At 67.5% G+C, this 15392-nt stretch carries 19 protein-coding genes; 9 read left to right on the forward strand and 10 right to left on the reverse strand.

Translation table 11 applies throughout. The annotated features are described in order from the left end of the window. Window positions 1-23: 23 nt before the first annotated feature. Window positions 24-656: a GTP cyclohydrolase II gene (gene ribA, locus AB0M24_RS14370; RefSeq protein ID WP_363766149.1), complete on the reverse strand. Its 633-nt coding sequence runs from the start codon at window positions 654-656 to the stop codon at window positions 24-26. Window positions 657-749: 93 nt separating this feature from the next. On the opposite strand from ribA, the gene AB0M24_RS14375 reads away from it, so the two are divergent. The 4 genes from AB0M24_RS14375 to AB0M24_RS14390 are packed head-to-tail and all read left to right on the forward strand — an operon-like array spanning window position 750 to window position 3841. Next, a complete protein-coding gene (locus tag AB0M24_RS14375) occupies window positions 750-1160 on the forward strand; it encodes a 6-carboxytetrahydropterin synthase (RefSeq protein ID WP_363767086.1) in 411 nt (136 codons plus the stop codon). Further along, the gene (locus AB0M24_RS14380) at window positions 1138-2109 is read left to right on the forward strand and encodes a glycosyltransferase family 4 protein (RefSeq protein ID WP_363766152.1); all 972 of its coding nucleotides are present in this window, start codon (window positions 1138-1140) and stop codon (window positions 2107-2109) included. The genes AB0M24_RS14375 and AB0M24_RS14380 overlap by 23 nt, the downstream gene beginning before the upstream one ends. Continuing rightward, window positions 2106-2885 carry a class I SAM-dependent methyltransferase gene (locus AB0M24_RS14385; protein WP_363766155.1) on the forward strand — a complete coding sequence of 260 codons (780 nt, stop codon included), beginning with the start codon at window positions 2106-2108 and terminating at the stop codon, window positions 2883-2885. Before AB0M24_RS14380 ends, AB0M24_RS14385 begins: the two co-directional genes overlap by 4 nt. Beyond that, window positions 2885-3841: a lysylphosphatidylglycerol synthase transmembrane domain-containing protein gene (locus tag AB0M24_RS14390; protein WP_363766158.1), complete on the forward strand. Its 957-nt coding sequence runs from the start codon at window positions 2885-2887 to the stop codon at window positions 3839-3841. Before AB0M24_RS14385 ends, AB0M24_RS14390 begins: the two co-directional genes overlap by 1 nt. Here the strand turns inward: AB0M24_RS14390 and AB0M24_RS14395 are convergent. Together AB0M24_RS14395 and AB0M24_RS14400 are read right to left on the reverse strand one after the other, a co-directional pair. Next, window positions 3761-4447 (reverse strand): creatininase family protein, encoded by a 687-nt coding sequence (locus AB0M24_RS14395; protein WP_363766161.1) that lies wholly within the window; start codon window positions 4445-4447, stop codon window positions 3761-3763. The genes AB0M24_RS14390 and AB0M24_RS14395 overlap by 81 nt on opposite strands. Then, the gene (locus AB0M24_RS14400; RefSeq protein WP_363766164.1) at window positions 4434-5411 is read right to left on the reverse strand and encodes a zinc-binding alcohol dehydrogenase; all 978 of its coding nucleotides are present in this window, start codon (window positions 5409-5411) and stop codon (window positions 4434-4436) included. The genes AB0M24_RS14395 and AB0M24_RS14400 overlap by 14 nt, the downstream gene beginning before the upstream one ends. Before the next feature lie 41 nt (window positions 5412-5452). Here AB0M24_RS14400 and AB0M24_RS14405 point away from each other — a divergent pair, with 41 nt between their 5' ends. Continuing rightward, window positions 5453-6187, forward strand: a complete 735-nt coding sequence (locus AB0M24_RS14405) for a CDP-alcohol phosphatidyltransferase family protein (protein WP_363766168.1) — start codon at window positions 5453-5455, stop codon at window positions 6185-6187. Further along, the gene (locus AB0M24_RS14410; RefSeq protein WP_363766171.1) at window positions 6180-6590 is read left to right on the forward strand and encodes a DoxX family protein; all 411 of its coding nucleotides are present in this window, start codon (window positions 6180-6182) and stop codon (window positions 6588-6590) included. The genes AB0M24_RS14405 and AB0M24_RS14410 overlap by 8 nt, the downstream gene beginning before the upstream one ends. Here the strand turns inward: AB0M24_RS14410 and AB0M24_RS14415 are convergent. Next, on the reverse strand, window positions 6574-7233 hold the full coding sequence (locus tag AB0M24_RS14415) for a dihydrofolate reductase family protein (protein WP_363766174.1): 660 nt from the start codon (window positions 7231-7233) through the stop codon (window positions 6574-6576). The two genes, AB0M24_RS14410 and AB0M24_RS14415, sit on opposite strands and share 17 nt — an antisense overlap. A gap of 83 nt (window positions 7234-7316) precedes the next feature. On the opposite strand from AB0M24_RS14415, the gene AB0M24_RS14420 reads away from it, so the two are divergent. Further along, entirely contained in the window at window positions 7317-8891 is a 1575-nt protein-coding gene (locus tag AB0M24_RS14420; RefSeq protein ID WP_363767089.1) for a sulfatase, read from the forward strand. Here AB0M24_RS14420 and AB0M24_RS14425 read toward each other — a convergent pair. Then, entirely contained in the window at window positions 8888-9400 is a 513-nt protein-coding gene (locus AB0M24_RS14425) for a DinB family protein (RefSeq protein ID WP_363766177.1), read from the reverse strand. The two genes, AB0M24_RS14420 and AB0M24_RS14425, sit on opposite strands and share 4 nt — an antisense overlap. Before the next feature lie 563 nt (window positions 9401-9963). Between AB0M24_RS14425 and AB0M24_RS14430 the strand changes: the two genes are divergently transcribed. After that, window positions 9964-11571 (forward strand): ricin-type beta-trefoil lectin domain protein, encoded by a 1608-nt coding sequence (locus AB0M24_RS14430; RefSeq protein ID WP_363766180.1) that lies wholly within the window; start codon window positions 9964-9966, stop codon window positions 11569-11571. A gap of 9 nt (window positions 11572-11580) precedes the next feature. Next, the gene (locus AB0M24_RS14435; protein WP_363766183.1) at window positions 11581-12147 is read left to right on the forward strand and encodes a DinB family protein; all 567 of its coding nucleotides are present in this window, start codon (window positions 11581-11583) and stop codon (window positions 12145-12147) included. On the opposite strand, the gene AB0M24_RS14440 is transcribed toward AB0M24_RS14435, so the two are convergent. The 5 genes from AB0M24_RS14440 to AB0M24_RS14460 form a co-directional block, all read right to left on the reverse strand. After that, a complete protein-coding gene (locus AB0M24_RS14440) occupies window positions 12078-13205 on the reverse strand; it encodes an MFS transporter (RefSeq protein ID WP_363766186.1) in 1128 nt (375 codons plus the stop codon). The two genes, AB0M24_RS14435 and AB0M24_RS14440, sit on opposite strands and share 70 nt — an antisense overlap. A gap of 82 nt (window positions 13206-13287) precedes the next feature. Beyond that, a complete protein-coding gene (locus AB0M24_RS14445; RefSeq protein WP_363766189.1) occupies window positions 13288-13608 on the reverse strand; it encodes a hypothetical protein in 321 nt (106 codons plus the stop codon). A gap of 99 nt (window positions 13609-13707) precedes the next feature. Beyond that, entirely contained in the window at window positions 13708-14946 is a 1239-nt protein-coding gene (locus AB0M24_RS14450; RefSeq protein WP_363766192.1) for a YeeE/YedE family protein, read from the reverse strand. Between the two features lie 66 nt (window positions 14947-15012). Then, window positions 15013-15216, reverse strand: a complete 204-nt coding sequence (locus AB0M24_RS14455) for a hypothetical protein (protein ID WP_363766195.1) — start codon at window positions 15214-15216, stop codon at window positions 15013-15015. A gap of 27 nt (window positions 15217-15243) precedes the next feature. Continuing rightward, a complete protein-coding gene (locus AB0M24_RS14460; RefSeq protein WP_363766197.1) occupies window positions 15244-15384 on the reverse strand; it encodes a hypothetical protein in 141 nt (46 codons plus the stop codon). Window positions 15385-15392: the final 8 nt, after the last annotated feature.

A 15392-nucleotide genomic window follows, 5' to 3' on the forward strand; every position in this document is an offset into this window, starting at 1 on the left:
CTCCAGCGCCGGGCAGGGGGAAATCAACGGGCGTGCGGCAGCGTGAACGAGTCGACCTGCGGCAGGTCGTGCCCGAGCCGGTCGCGCTTCGCCGTCAGGTACGCGATGTTGTGCGGGTTCGGCGCCATCAGCGACGGCACGCGCGCCGTCACCGGAATTCCGTTGTCCTCCAGCGCCGCGATCTTGTCCGGGTTGTTGGACATCAGCCGCACGGACTGCACGCGCAGGTGCCGCAGCACGCGAGCGGCGGGCGTGTAGTCGCGCACGTCGACCGGCAGGCCCAGCGACGTCGCGGAGTCCAGCGTGTCCAGACCCTGGTCCTGCAACACGTGCGTGCGGATCTTGTCCACCAGACCGATGCCGCGGCCCTCGTGACCACGCAGGTAGACGAGGATGCCGCTGCCCTCGCGCACGATGGTGTTCAACGCGGCGTCGAGCTGCTCGCCGCACTCACAGCGCATCGCGGCGAAGATGTCACCGGTCATGCACTCGGAGTGAATGCGCACCAGCACGTTCTCGCGCAGTTTTGTTTTGCCGTAAACGAGAGCCATGTGCTCGTGACCGTCCGCGCGGAACGCGACTGCGCGGAAGGTGCCTCGGCGGGTCACCAGGTCGGACTCCGCCACGTCTTCCTCGTTGAAGGCCTGTTCGAACATCTCGGGTCCCCTCGTCCACCTGGCGCCTCCCGAGCGTGCAGCTACGCTCGGATGGAGGTCGCACCGTAACCCGACCGCACAGCGGAGGTCATCCTGTTCAGCATCACCGTCCGCGATCACGTGATGATCGCCCACAGTTTCCGCGGCGAGGTCTTCGGTCCGGCACAACGTCTGCATGGAGCAACGTTCCTGGTGGACGCGACGTTCAAACGTGTTGAGCTGGATTCGGACAACATCGTCGTCGACATCGGACTCGCCACCGTCGAGTTGAACAAGGTTCTCGCTGCGTTCAACTACCGCAACCTGGACGAAGAACCGCAGTTCGCGGGCATCAACACGTCCACCGAGTGGCTCGCGAAGTACATCGCGGACCAGCTCGCGGAGAAGATCTCCGAGGGCGCGCTCGGTGAGGGCGCTCACGGGATCGATGCGATCGCCGTCACACTCCACGAGTCCCATGTGGCGTGGGCCGGCTACGAGCGTGCACTTCGTACTGCCGGCTGACGTCGGCGATCCGGCCAGTCCCAGCGGCGGCAACGTCTACGACCTGAGGGTCGCAGGAGACCTCAGGCGTCTGACCGTCGCTGGTGACTGGCCGTGCCCGTCCGACGTCACGGCGTTGGAGCAAACGCTTGCGGGCATCCCGGACGGCGACGTCGTGCTCGTCGACGGGCTGGTCGGGTGCGGGGTGCCGGAGGTTCTGATCCCGCACGCGCGACGGTTGAAGCTCGCCGTTCTGGTGCACCTCCCGTTGGCCGACGAGACCGGGCTCTCTCCGGAGGTGGCTGCGGTCCTCGACCAGAAAGAACGCCAGGTCCTGCGGGCTGCGAGCGCGGTCATCGCGACCAGTCCGACGGCGGCGCGCACCATCAAGTCACGGCACGGGCTCTCCGACGTGCACGTGGTGGTTCCCGGGGTTGATCCGGCGCCGCTCGCCGCGGGAACGGACGGGGTCAGCGAGCTGCTGTGCGTTGCCTCGATCACACCCCGAAAAGGCCACGACCTGCTGATCAGGGCGTTGCAGAAGATCGACTACGAGTGGCGGCTCGTGTGTGCCGGTCCGATCCGGCCGTTCGTCGAGACGTTGCCCCGGGACGATCGCGTCAGCTTCCCCGGGCCACTCGTCGGCGAGGCCCTGACCAGGGCTTATGACGCCGCCGACCTGTTCGTGCTGGCGTCGCGCAACGAGACGTACGGGATGGTCGTCACCGAGGCGCTGGCGCGCGGTCTGCCGGTCATCGCGAGCTCGGTTCCGGACGCGCTGGGGGACGGCGGACTGCTCGTTCCAGCCGACGACGAAAATGCATTGGTAGCTGCACTAACCCGCTGGTTCCAAGATCAGGAACTCCGCGCGGAACTGCGGGCGCGGGCCGGGGCTCGACGGGCCATTCTGTCCACTTGGGACGAATCCACAGAGGACCTGCGGAGGGTGCTGGCTACTCTGCGGCCATGACCTTCGCCCCGGAATGGCTGGCACTGCGGGAAAACGCCGACGCTGCCGCGCGCTCGACCGAGCTCGCGGATGTGGTCCGCGAAACACTGGTGAACCGAAACCGGCTGACGATCCGTGACCTGGGTTGTGGCACGGGATCGATGGGACGATGGCTCGCCGGCAGGCTCGGCGGCGTACAGCACTGGGTGCTGCACGACCGCGACCCCCGGCTGCTCGGGCTCGCGGAGGCGAGCATGAGCGCCCTCGAGAACGTCACCGCCGAGACGCGCGAGGGCGACCTCACGTCTCTCAAAGCCGCAGATCTGGCGGGCGCTGACCTGGTCACGTGCTCCGCATTGCTCGACTTGCTCACTCTCAACGAGATGAACGCTCTGGCGGTTGCATGCGTAGAAGCACATGTGCCCGCACTGTTCACGCTCTCGGTGGCAGGCCGGATCGAGTTCGACCCGGCCGAGCCGCTCGACGCCGCCTTCCAGGACGCGTTCAACGCTCACCAGCGCCGCGTCGTGGACGGGCGCAAACTCCTCGGGCCGGACGCTCCAGCCGCTGCTGAAGAGGCATTCGTGGCGGCGGGCGCTTCGGTTCGGACGAGTTCGAGCCCGTGGCGGATGAACTCCGACGAGCTGCTGAACGAATGGCTCAAGGGTTGGGTGGGCGCGGCGGTCGAGCAGGAACCCGCACTGGCCGCGGAGGCGTCTGACTACCTGCGTCGCAGGTCAGAGGCATCTGCGGTGGTTCACCACGTCGACCTGCTAGCGATACCGAGGGCTGTCTGATGAAGAAGTTCTGGCCGTGGCTTCGCCTGCTGATGGCGGTGGCGATCCTGGTGGCGATGGGCGTGCGCCTGGGCACCGGGGCGTTCCTCGACGGACTGCGCGCGATCGACGCGTTCTCCGTCACCGCCGCGCTGGCGATCGGGTTCGCGACGACAGTGCTCAGCGCCGGTCGCTGGGTGCTCGTCGCGCGCCGCCTCGGCCTGTCGCTGACCATGCGCACCGCGGTCAGCGACTACTACCGGGCGCTGCTGGTCAACGCTGTGCTGCCCGCGGGCGTGCTCGGCGACGTGCACCGCGCGGTCAACCACGGGCGTGAGTCCGGCGACGTCGGACGTGGTGTGCGTGCCGTGTTCTTCGAGCGCTTCGCCGGGCAGATGGTGCTGATCGGGATCGGGCTCGCGGTGCTGCTGGTGCACCCGTCGCCCGGCCTCGACCTGGAGCTGAGCGGCACTTCCGTCGGACTTGTGCTGGTCGGTCTCGTGGCCGCTGCGGTGACCGGCTGGCACATCAAGCCCGTGCGCCGAGTGCTGGTCAACACTTTGGCCGACGGCATCCGGCTGTTGTCTTTGAAGACCTTGCCCGCGGTGATCGGGCTGTCGGCCGCCACGGTCGCTGGCTACGTGGCGATGTTCGTCGTCGCCGCCCGTGCCGCCGGTTCGGACGCAACGATCATGCAGCTCGCGCCCGTGGTGGTGCTGGCGCTGCTGATCATGGCGATCCCGGTCAACATCGGCGGGTTCGGGCCGCGTGAGGCGTTCCTCGCGGTGGCGTTCAGCGCTGCCGGACTGGGTGCTTCGACGGGTTTCACCACGGGCATCGTCTACGGCGTGCTCGCGTTGGTCGCGGCACTGCCCGGTGCGGTCGTGCTCTTCCTGTCACGCCGTGCCGAAAAGGTCGAGGTAGTGGCGGAACGAGTCGGCGAGACCCGCGAGCAGGAGCTCGCCCTTGCGCGCTGAGGCGAGCGAGGGACGCCCGATGACGCCGGACTTCGTGTACGGCGCCAGACCCAGCGTGAGCATGTGCCTGCGGTCCTCCGCCAGGTGGTCAGAAGTCTCGTAGCCGGGCCGGATCAGATCGGGGTGAGCGTGCAGCAGGATCGAGGTCTCCAGCTCACCCGCGTGCATGTCGCTGTACGCCGAGGTCTCGATGCCGGCCTTCTCCCGTGCCTGTGCCCAGTCGTCTCGTCCGGGGAAGAGCGCGAGGTTCTCGTTCTCCTGCACGATGTTCGACAGCACGTAGTTGCCGCCGTGGCCGTTGACCAGGACCAGGTGCTCGACTCCGTTGCGCCGCAAAGAGTCCGCGATGTCCTCGATGACTGAGATCAACGTGCGCGCGGAGATGCTGACGGTGCCCGGCCAGTCGGCGTGTTCTTGTGAGCACGAGAACTGGATGGGCGGCAGCAGCCGGACTCCGTGTTCCTCGGAGATTTTTGAGGCGATGGTCCACGCGATCACCGAGTCCGTGGCGAGCGGCAGGTGCGGGCCGTGCTGCTCGGTGCTGCCGACCGGGAGCACGGCGATGCGCTGGTCGCGGACGTCGACCGTGGTGTCAGCCGGAAACATGCTGCTGACCGTAGTCAATCCGGTGGCACAGCGCCGGAATCGTGCCGTCCGCGAGCTTCGGCATCACGTCCGGGAGCTCCTCGAACGCGCTGTGTCCCGTGATGAGCGCGTCGAACCTGTCGTCCTTGAGCAGGTCGAGGGCGAGCGCCATGCGTTCGGCGTAGGTGCGGTCCGGGCGGCCCACCGTGCCGACCTGGCTGCTGCGGATCGTGAGCCTTCTGGAGTGGAAGAACTCGCCGAGCGGAACCGAGACTTTCTTGTCGCCGTACCAGCTGAGCTCGACCACGCGGCCTTCCGGGGCGAGCAGGTTGAGCGCGGTGGTGAGGCCCGGTTCGGTCGCGCTGGCGTGGAAAACCAGATCGCAGCCGTCTTCGGCGTTGTCCGGCAAGGCGAATCCGACGCCGAGCTTCTCGGCGATGGTCTTTCTGGTGGGATCCGCGTCCACGAGCTGGACACGCGCGCCGGGGAACGTGGCGACGACCGCCGCGATGCTCGACCCGACCATGCCGCCGCCGACCACCGCGATCCGGTCACCGATCAAGGGATGCGCGTCCCACACGGCGTTCACCGCGGTCTCGACCGTGCCGGCGAGGATCGCTCGTTCGGCGGGCACGTCGTCAGGAACCGGGGTGAGCGAGGTTTCCGGGACGACGTAACGAGTCTGATGTGGATAGAGGCAGAAGACCGTGCGGCCGTTGTGTTGCCCGGTTTCGGCCACGCCGACGTTGAGGTACCCGTACTTCACCGGCCACGGGAAGTCACCCTCCTGGAACGGAGCGCGCATGGCCGCGTGCTGGTTCTCCGGCACGCCACCGCGGAAGACGAGCGTCTCCGTGCCGCGGCTGACCCCGGAGAACAGCGTGCGCACCTCGGCCTCACCCGGCCCCGGCTCGGCCAGTGTGACCTGCCGAACCTCTCCGTTTCCGGATTCATTGAGCCAAAAGGCACTCGCCGTACGTGTCACTCACAACACCTCCGCCGCACGAAGTCCACTAGGGGCACCTGATGATCACACTTCAGCACACCAGGACATCTGCTGTCGTACGAGAGCCTGCCGCGTGGGCGGCCGCTCAGGTACTCCTGCTGGGTGTGGTCGGCGCCACGGCCGGGCTCGGGCCGCTGGGCTGGGCCGCCGGTCTGGCCTACGGGTTCGCGACGTGGGCGTTCCTCGGCTACGGCATGCAACGTCACCGGACGACCTCTTTGGGCCCTGCTGACCGGGTCACGCTGGCTCGTGGCCTCATGGTCGGCGCGGTGACGGCTCTGGTGGCCGATCGTGCAGGTCAGGACGTTCCGGTGGCTCTGGTGGTCACGTTGGCGGCGGTCGCGTTGTCACTCGATTGGGTGGATGGCCAGGTCGCTCGCCGCACCGGCACGTCGTCCGCGTTGGGTGCGCGGTTCGACATGGAGGTCGACGCGTTCCTGATCCTGGTGCTCAGCGCGTACGTGGCCGTGCAGATGGGGCCGTGGGTGCTCGCGATCGGGCTCATGCGGTACGTGTTCGTGGCCGCGTCGTGGCGGTTCCGCTGGATGAACGCGCCGCTGCCGGCCAGCTACGCGCGGAAGGTCGTGGCCGCGGTGCAGGGCATCTTCCTGGTCGTGGCGGCTTCCGGACTGCTGCCTTTCGCTGCTGTTCTCGTCGGTCTCGCACTGGCATCGTTGGTGTGGTCGTTCGGTCGCGATGTGCTGTGGCTGTGGCGTCAGGCCAGTGTTTCGGTGGGAGGATCCCGGCATGTCTGAGCAGACCACCTCAACCGCTTCGAAGATCGGCAACGTCGTCGTCTGGATCCTGCAGATCCTGCTGGCCGTGACGTTCGTGAAGAACGGCTGGGCGCTGTTCGGCGACGACTTCGTGAAGAAGTTCGACGACATCGGCTTCGGCCAGTGGTTCCGCTACCTCACCGGGGCGCTGGAGATTTTGGCGGCGATCGGGCTCGTGATCCCGCGTGTGTGTGGCATCGCGGCACTGGGGCTCGCGGGCATCATGGGCGGCGCGGCGCTGACCGAGCTGTTCCTCGTGACCAACGGCGGCTTCGACGACGCCATGATGCCGATCATCTTCATGCTGTGGGCGCTGATGATCGCCGCCTACCGCCGCGAGCAGATCCTCGGACTGCTTTCCGCGGTCACGGGGAAGAAGTGACTTTCGGGAAGTAGCGGAGAACCGCGACGTCCCCGACTTTCGTGACTTCCTCCAGGCGGAATCGGCGAGCCGGTCCACCGGGGAATTCGGCGGGATTCACGAAACGCGGGGCCGTCGCCTGTCCGATCAACATCGGCGCCACCGCGACCCTGATCTCGTCGGCGAGTCCCGCTTGCAGGAACGCCGTGTGAATGCTGGTGCCGCCTTCGACCATGAGTTTCCGGACGCCGCGTTCGCCCAGATCGTCCAGAATTTCTGAGAAATCGCTGAAGGTCTTGGTTTCGGCAAGGCCTTCGATTGTGGTCGTCTCGCTTTTGGTGTAGACGAGCCGGGCGCCGCCGCAGTGCCAAAACCGCAGCTCAGGGTCCAGCTGGCCGCTCCTGGTGATGACGACCCGCAGTGGGAACTCCGGTTTGCCGTCCGCTATTCTCTGCGCGCGCCGCTCGTCGCTGTAGACGAGCAGGCGCGCGTTGTCACGTCGCAGCGTCTCGGCTCCGGCCAGAATCGCGTCCGACTCCGCGCGCATCCGGTCGACGTGATCGAAGTCCTCGGCGTTGGAAAGCGGAAACCTCTCGGTGCCGCGATCGTCGATGTGGCCGTCGAGGCTGACGGCCACGCTCAGCAGAACGTGCGGGCGGGTCACGGCCCTGATGGTAGTGCAGTTGAACCGGTCGCGGGTCGCGGTGCGTTTACCTCATAGGTCAGGAAAGGGGATTCTCGGTGAAGATGGTGCTGCGTCGGACGGTCACGCTGCTCGCGGGGCTGTTCGTGTTGTTCGTGCTCATCGCACCGAGCGACCTGGAGAAGTTCACGTTCGAGGCGTTCCTGCGGGTTCCGCTGGAAGGTCTCGTCGGCGTCATGGTCCTGGTGCTGCTGCCGGACCGTTTCCGCAAGCCGGCCGCCATCGTGGCGGGTGTCGCGCTGGGCCTGTTCACGGTCGTCAAGATCATGGACATCGGCTTCGACATGGTGCTGTACCGGCCCTTCGACCTGGTCCTCGACTGGCCGCTGCTGGTGCCCGCCATCGACTTCCTGGACGTGACGTTCGGCCGGTACGCCTCGGTTCTGGCGGTGGTTCTTGCTGTCGCGCTGGTCGTCGGGATCGTGCTGCTGGCGTCGGTTTCGGTGCTGCGTCTCAGCTCTGTCGCCGCTTCACGCCGTCCGGTGGCGATCCGCGCGGTGGCTCTCGTCGCCGTCGCCTGTGTTTCGCTTGCCGTGCCTGGGATTCCGGTCTACTCGGACGCCGCCGCCACCTCGGTGGTCGATCACGCGCGGCGCGTCCAGGTCGGTCTGCACGACCAGGAGGTGTTCGCCGCCGAAGCCTCCGTCGACGCGTACCGCGGGCACCCCGGCCTGCTGTCCTCGTTGCAGGGCAAGGACGTCGTCTTCACCTTCGTGGAGAGCTACGGCAAGTCGGCTCTCGACCTGCCCGAGGTGTCCGCGAAGCTGGCTGACGGGAATGCGCGCTTGAAGGCGGCCGGGTACACGGCTCGCTCGGCTTACTTGACCTCGCCGACCGCCGGTGGTGGCAGCTGGATGGCGCAGGCGACGTTGCTCTCGGGTCTGTGGATCGACAACCAGCAGCGCTACCGCAACCTGGTGGCTTCCGACCGGCTGACGCTGCCGCGGGCGTTCCGCGAGGCGTCCTGGCGTTCGGTGGGCGTGGTCCCCGGCATCACGCAGGCGTGGCCGGAAGGCGACTTCTTCCACTACGACAAGGTCTACGCGGCGCAGGACCTCGGCTACAAGGGCCCGCGCTTCGGCTACGCGACGACACCCGACCAGTTCACCTTGGAGTCGTTCCAACGCAACGAGCGTTCGCGTGCCGACGGCCCGCTGATGGGCGTGATCCCGATGGTGTCCTCGCACGCGCCGTGGTCCCCAACACCGGACTCCGTCGACTGGTCTGCTTTGGGCGACGGCTCGATCTACTCGTCGATGCCCTCGTCCGACGACCCGCCGGAGTCGATCTTCGGCCGCGACCCGGCCGCCGTCCGTTCCGACTACGGGCACTCGATCTCGTACTCGCTGGAGTCGGTCGTCTCCTACGTCGAACGGTACGGCGACGAGAACCTCGTGTTTGTTTTTTTGGGTGACCACCAGCCGGCGCAGATGGTGACCGGCGAGGGTGCGTCGCGGGACGTGCCGATCACGATCGTCGCAAAGGACCCGGCCGTCCTGTCGCGGGTCTCGTCGTGGAAGTGGGACGACGGCATCAGGCCGGGAGGAACCGCGCCGGTGTCGAAGATGAGCGACTTCCGCGACCAGTTCCTCTCGACCTTCTCCGCACCTCTCGGCTAGCCCATCGTCTTCTGGCCGTCGATCGTCTCGCGAATGATGTCTGCGTGGCCCGCGTGCTGCGAAGTCTCGGCCACGATGTGCATGAGCACCCGCCGCGCCGACCGAGTCTTGCCCTCGGGGAACCACGGCGCCGGCGGCAGCAGGTGCGCGACGTCCAAGTCGACCGACTCGACCAACTTGTCGGTGTAAGCCGCGACCGCGTTGTACCGCTCGATGATCCCCGCCAGCGTCTCGCCCGGCTCCATCCGGAAGCTGGCAGCGTGGTCCGCGTAGTCGGCTTCGCTGGGCGCCATGGCCTCGGTGCCGTGCTCGATGAACCTGACCCACTTCTCCTCGACCAACGCGACGTGCTTGATGAGGCCACCGATGCACAACGCGCTGTCCGTGGGGCTGGCCGCAGCCTGCTCGTCGGTGAGGCCCTGCGCGGTGAACGTCAGGAACCAGCGGTGCTGCCGCAGCGTCTCGAGCAGGTCCGCGCGCTCGCCGGTGAGGATCTCGGTGCTGGTCATCGCTCTTGTCCTTCGCTCGTTTGCCCTGACAAGAAGGACTCTATGACCACTTGCGGTCAACCTGTGTCCTAGACGAACGGCCGTTCTAGCGAGATTCGAGCGCCGCTTGAGCGACGTGTGCATCCGCGGGTCAGCACCGTGCGTCACTCGGCCGGGTGAACCTCGTCCTGATCCACGCCTGGCGCCGTCTCGTGGATGTCCGGAAACCATGGTCGTCTTCGCCGCGCCAGAAGGAAGGAAGCGCGCGAGGGGCGGACGGGATGGTCGTGGCGGCTCGGCCTGGGCTTGCGTCGAGTAGAAAGGAGGTGGAGTTCGGGGCTCGGGGTCGGGCCGAGCGCCGGGGTTGGGTCGAGCTCCCGAACGGGCCCAGCTCAGCGACCGGCCCAGCTCAGCGACCGGCCGACGCCAGCGGCCGGCCCAGCTCAGCGACCGGCCGACGCCAGCGGCCGGCCCAGCTCAGCGACCGGCCGAGGTCAGGGACCAGCCGTGCTCGGGGACCAGCCGTGCTCGGGGATCCATCGGTCTGGCCCAAGGCGTTCTCGCGAGGTGATCCAGTGGATAAGGTGAAGAATCTTCGCCTCTTGGAGGAACCGATGCTGGTCGTGGGCGCCCTGCTCGCCTCCCTGCTCGTGGCACCGACCGCACTCGTGGCACCCGCTGCCGACGAGCCTGCGCCGACGCCGCCACTGGGTTGGAACTCGTGGAACACGTTCGGCTGCGACATCAACGAGTCGAAGGTCCGCGAAACCGCCGACGCCATGGTCTCGTCGGGCATGCGGGACGCGGGCTACGAGTACGTCGTGATCGACGACTGCTGGTTCGACCCGAACCGCGACGCGTCCGGCGCGCTGCGGGGCTCGCCGGACCGGTTCCCCAGCGGCATGAAGGCCATGGGCGACTACCTCCACGCCCGCGGCCTCAAGTTCGGCATCTACCAGGTGCCCACCGCCCGCACCTGCGCCCAGCGCAACAACGCCTACCCCGGCTCGACCGGCAGCGCGGGCCACGAAGTGCAGGACGCGCAGACGTTCGCGTCGTGGGGCGTGGATTACCTGAAGTACGACTGGTGCTCGTCCGAGGGCACCCGCGACGAGCAGGTCGCGCGGTTCTCGGTGATGCGGGATGCCTTGCGCGCCACCGGAAGGCCGATCGTCTTCAGCATCAACCCGAACAGCTACCACTCGGTGACCGGCGACGACTACAACTGGAGCCAGGTCGCGGACCTCTGGCGCACCACCGAGGACGTCCTGGACATCTGGCAGAACGGCAACGCCAACAGCTACCCGATGGGTGTCGTCAACGCCCTCGACGTCAACGCACCCCTTGCGGCGCAGACAGGTCCGGGGCACTTCAACGACCCCGACATGCTCGTGGCCGGGCGTCCGGGGCTGACGCTCACCGAGTCGCGGTCGCACTTCGCGTTGTGGGCGTTGATGGCGGCGCCGTTGATGGCGGGCAACGACATCCGCTCGATGTCGCCGGACATCAGCGCCTTGCTGCGGAACTCGCGGCTGATCGCGATCAACCAGGATCCGCTGGGCGCCGGCGGCCGGCGGGTGCGCGACAACGCCTACGTGAAGCCGCTTGCCGACGGCTCGGTCGCGGTCGGGTTGTTCAACCGCGAGGGATCCGCCGCGACGTTGAGCGCGTCGTTCGCGGAGATCGGGCTGTCCGGTGGCGGGTTCACGATTGTCGACCAGTGGACCGGTGCCGCGGTGAGCTCGCTGTCGGCTTCGGTGCCGGCGCACGGTGTCGCGGTGTTCAAGGTCAGCGGTGGCACGCCGATCCCGTCGAGCACTTTCTCGTTGCGCGGCACGGGATCCGGTCGTTGCATGGACGTCTCTGGCCCGTCGACGGATCCTGGCGCCGCGGTGATCCTCTACGACTGCCATGGCGCGGCGAACCAGCTATGGACGTCGTGGCCTTCCGGCGAGGTGCGGGTGTTCGGGGACCGTTGCCTGGACGCTGCTGGCACTTCGCCTGGTTCTCGCGTGGTCAGCTGGTCGTGTCACGGGGCGGCGAACCAGCAGTGGCGGTTCAACTCCGACGGCACGATCGTGGGTGTCCAATCAGGACTGTGCCTGGACGCGTCCGGTGCAGCCACTGGCAACAACACGCGGTTGGTCGTGTGGACCTGTTCCGGGCAGAGCAACCAGAAGTGGGGACGCTAGGGTCGGGGCATGATTGCTGAGGCTCTCCAGAGGTATCTGCAGGGATCACGCGACTCCGTTGTGTCCTCTTTGGACGGACTGAGTGAGTACGACGTGCGCCGTCCGCTCGTGCCCAGCGGCACCAACCTGCTCGGTCTGCTGAAGCACCTGATCGGCATCGAGTTCGGCTATCTCGGCAACTCGGTGGGCCGGCCCAGGCCGCTGTTGCCTTGGGTGGCGGACAAGTCGATCTGGGAGAACGGCGACCTGTGGGCCAAGCCGTCCGAGAGTCGCGAGTACCTCGTCGACCTTTATCGGGACGCGTGGCGGCACACCGACGAGTCGATCGCCTCGCTGCCGTTGGACGCGCCGGCGTCGGTGGAGTGGTGGCCGGAGCACAAGCGCACGACGACGTTCGGGCATCTGCTCGTGCGCGTCGTGGCCGAGACCGCCCAGCACGCTGGTCACTGCGACATCGTGCGGGAGTTGATCGACGGACGGTCCGGCGCGGACAATCCCGAGGGCTATTACGACCTGGTCCTGAGCATGGCGAGTGCGCCGATCACCGGCCCCGGCACGAGCAGCAGGAACGCGTAACGCCAGGTCACGAGCTCGGCCAGCAGCGGAACGAGCTGGATGCTGACCACCGTCAGTCCGAACCCGATGGCGGTCAGAGCGGTGAGCGCCGTCCCGACGTAGCGCGGGTCGGCGACCTCGCTCAACGACGCGGAGAACACACCGGAGTCGGCGATCACCGAGGCGCCCCACACCACGCAGAACGCGATCAGCAGCGGCGTCCCCCAAGCGAGCGGCGAGAGCAGGCAACAGAGTCCGCTCACCGTGAGCGCTCCCACGGCGGCGGGCGCGCGACCGTACTTGTCCGCCACCCAACCGCCGATGAGGCAACCCACGAACCCGGCGACGCCCATCGTCAGGAACACCGTGAGTCCGGTCGGTTCGTTGGCGCTGATGAGGAACGTCGGCAGCCACGTCCACAGCGCGTACAGCTCCCACATGTGCCCGAAGTAGCCGAGGTTGACGAGCCGCGGCTTGCGTTCGCGGAACATCTGCAGGGCATAGCGCGGGTTGAGCTGAGCGGTGGTGGCAGTGAGGAACGGCCCGGGCCGGACGAAGGCCAAAGCCGTTGCCGCACCGAGGAAAGCGATCGCGGCGGCGGCCACCAGCACCTCGCGCCACGGCAGCTGCCCGAACACGTGCGGGAGCGCACTGCCGAGCGTCAACGCCCCGATCAACACGCCCAGCGCCCGGCCGCGGTTCCTGCTTTCCGACCACGACGCCATCAGCTTCATGCCGACCGGATAAACCCCGGCCAGCGCCACACCGGTGAGGAACCGCAGGGGAATCGCGGCGGCGAGCCCGTCCACGGTGAGCCCGAGGATGAGCGTGAGGGTGGCGCCGGTGGCCGCGGATGCCGCGAGCAACAGATGCGGCCGCACGCGGTCGGCCAGGTTGAGCACCGTGGCCCCGACCGCGCCCGTCACGAACCCGAGCTGCACCGACGCGGTCAGCCACACCGCCGCACCCGCGCTGATGCCCCACTCGGTCCTGAGCGACGGCACCACCGCGGACATCGAGAACCACACGGCCAAGCCCAGGACCTGCACCGCCGCGATGGCCGCGCGCTGAATCACCATCGTCGCGTCACCCGGCTGAGTGAACCTCGTCCTGAATCACGCCTGGCGCCGTCTAGTAGATGTCCGGAAACCATGGTCATCTTCACCGCGCAATAGGAAGGGCGCGAGGGGGCGCACATGACATCGTCAGCACGCCGTCCCGCACGATCGGAGAGGTCGAACAGAGTTGATCGCCCGGGGTGGGCACGCCGCTCCGCACGATCGGAGAGGTTGAACAGAGTTGATCGATCGGGGTGGGCACGCCGCCCTGCACCATCGGAGGGGTTGGGCAGAGTTGATCGGTCCGGGTGGACACGGCGAGCCGCTCGGTCGAGTCGGCGAGGTCGAGTTGATCGACTGAGGTGGGCATGGCGAGTCGCTTGGTCGAGTTGGGCAGGTCGAGTTGATCGACCGGGATGGGCACGATGGGTCGCTCGGCCCGGCATCGCTACCCCTGCCTGGTCCGTCTGCAGTGGACCAGCTGCCTGGCCTGTGGTCGGCGCACCCGCCACCCCGCTCGCCATCAGCAGACCGAGTCGGTTGGTTTGGGGTTGGCGAGGCCGAACAGCGGGCGCAGGCGGAGGCCGATCCACGTGCCGCCGAGTGCGAAGACGCCCCACAGCCACCCGTGCAGCGAGCCCACGGAGATGCCGCCCAGGTACGCGCCGATGTTGCAGCCGCCGGCGAGCCTTGCACCGATGCCCATCAGCACACCTCCCAGCACGGCTGCCAGAGCCGTTCGCCACGGAATGGTGCTGTGTATTTTCCACGCTCCGGCCGCCGCCGCAGCGGTTGCGGCGCCGATCATGATGCCGATGTTGGTGAGGGAGGTCTTGTCGGTCCAGATTGGAGCGGCCAGGGCCTTGGCGTTGGCCGGCGTTTGCCAGAAGGTCCAGGCTTCCGGGTGGAGGCCGAGCAGTTGTACGAGTTTGGCTCCCCAGAGGGCGAAGGCGAAGGTCACGCCCCAGATGCCGCCTGATACGAGGAACACCGCGGCGGCCAGGATGCCCAGCACCACCGCGCCGGTCAGCAGGGGCCACGAGCCTCGGATGATGCGGGCCAGGCCGTGGGCGGTGGGGACGACGTCTGCCGGGGGTGGGGTTCGGCGGGATTGGACGACGCGGGTTGCCAGGACGATCAGAGAGAGCAGGGCGATGGTGATGAGCCAGGAGCCCCACCAGCCGACGTGTTCGGAGAGGACGATCGCGGGGAAGGCCGGCCAGCCGTCGAACAGCGGGAAGGCCCAGGTGTAGAGGACTGAGCCGGCGATGAAGCCGAAGAGGGTCAGGACGATGGTGGACTGGCCCGAGCCGACGGCGAAGAGGGTGCCTGAGGCGCAGGCGCCGCCTAGTTGCATGCCGATGGCGAACAGCACCGCGCCTACTAGCAGTGCTAGGCCCAGGGGGTTGCCGACGGCTCGCGGGACTGAGCCGAACAGGCCCGTGCCGGTCGAGATGATCAGGGCGATCAGGGTGGCTGCGGTGCCCAACAACAAGGTGTGGGCGCGTAGGCCCGCGCCGTTGCCGACTGCGATGAGTTGGCGCCAGGCCGAGGTGAAGCCGAAGCGGGAGTGGAACAACGTCACGCCCAGGGCCAGGCCCAGCAAGAGGAGCACGCCCTGCTTCGCGCCGTAGGAGGACCAGACGTACCAGGTCAGGCCGATCGCCAGGAGCCCGGCGACGACGAGTGGGACTGTGCGGACCGGTTCCGAGGACGACGGAACTGGGGCCGCGCAGGATGTCGGGAAGTACTGCGTCGTCACGTGGGACCTCCTGGGGTGGTCGTGAGTGGTCGCCGCGAACAGGCGGCGACCACTCACGAGACAGGGCTAGTTGGGGATGATGTAGTTGGGGGCCTTGACGACGGACTCGATCAGGCCGAAGACCGGGACGCCGAGGGGTGCGGTCGTCCACTTGTCGGAGAGGCCGCTGGTGTCCGGCTTGTCGACCACGGCCGGGTCTGCGAAGGCGGGCGAGGCGAAGCCGGCGAGAACGGCTCCGGTCAGAACTGCGGAAGCAACGAGCTTCTTCACGGAAAATCCTTTCGTAGTAACAAAAACTCAGCCGCCGATGAACTTGAGGAGTTCGAAGATCGGCGCCAGAGCCGCGGGTATGCCGACGGTCGGGTCGAGGATCGGGCCCAGATCCAGGCCCGGCAGGACCCAGATCGGCGTGTCGGAGGTGAGGAACTGAGTGGCCAACAGAAACT

Origin of the sequence: Lentzea sp. NPDC051838 (assembly GCF_040681245.1) — a bacterium.
GTDB lineage: Bacteria > Actinomycetota > Actinomycetes > Mycobacteriales > Pseudonocardiaceae > Lentzea.

Coding starts and splice junctions, on each gene's coding strand:
- ribA (WP_363766149.1), bottom strand. CDS start 656: ATGTTCGAACAGGCCTTCAACGAGGAAGACGTGGCGGAGTCCGACCTG.
- AB0M24_RS14385 (WP_363766155.1), top strand. CDS start 2,106: ATGACCTTCGCCCCGGAATGGCTGGCACTGCGGGAAAACGCCGACGCT.
- AB0M24_RS14390 (WP_363766158.1), top strand. CDS start 2,885: ATGAAGAAGTTCTGGCCGTGGCTTCGCCTGCTGATGGCGGTGGCGATC.
- AB0M24_RS14395 (WP_363766161.1), bottom strand. CDS start 4,447: ATGTTTCCGGCTGACACCACGGTCGACGTCCGCGACCAGCGCATCGCC.
- AB0M24_RS14405 (WP_363766168.1), top strand. CDS start 5,453: ATGATCACACTTCAGCACACCAGGACATCTGCTGTCGTACGAGAGCCT.
- AB0M24_RS14410 (WP_363766171.1), top strand. CDS start 6,180: ATGTCTGAGCAGACCACCTCAACCGCTTCGAAGATCGGCAACGTCGTC.
- AB0M24_RS14420 (WP_363767089.1), top strand. CDS start 7,317: ATGGTGCTGCGTCGGACGGTCACGCTGCTCGCGGGGCTGTTCGTGTTG.
- AB0M24_RS14425 (WP_363766177.1), bottom strand. CDS start 9,400: ATGACCAGCACCGAGATCCTCACCGGCGAGCGCGCGGACCTGCTCGAG.
- AB0M24_RS14435 (WP_363766183.1), top strand. CDS start 11,581: ATGATTGCTGAGGCTCTCCAGAGGTATCTGCAGGGATCACGCGACTCC.
- AB0M24_RS14440 (WP_363766186.1), bottom strand. CDS start 13,205: ATGGTGATTCAGCGCGCGGCCATCGCGGCGGTGCAGGTCCTGGGCTTG.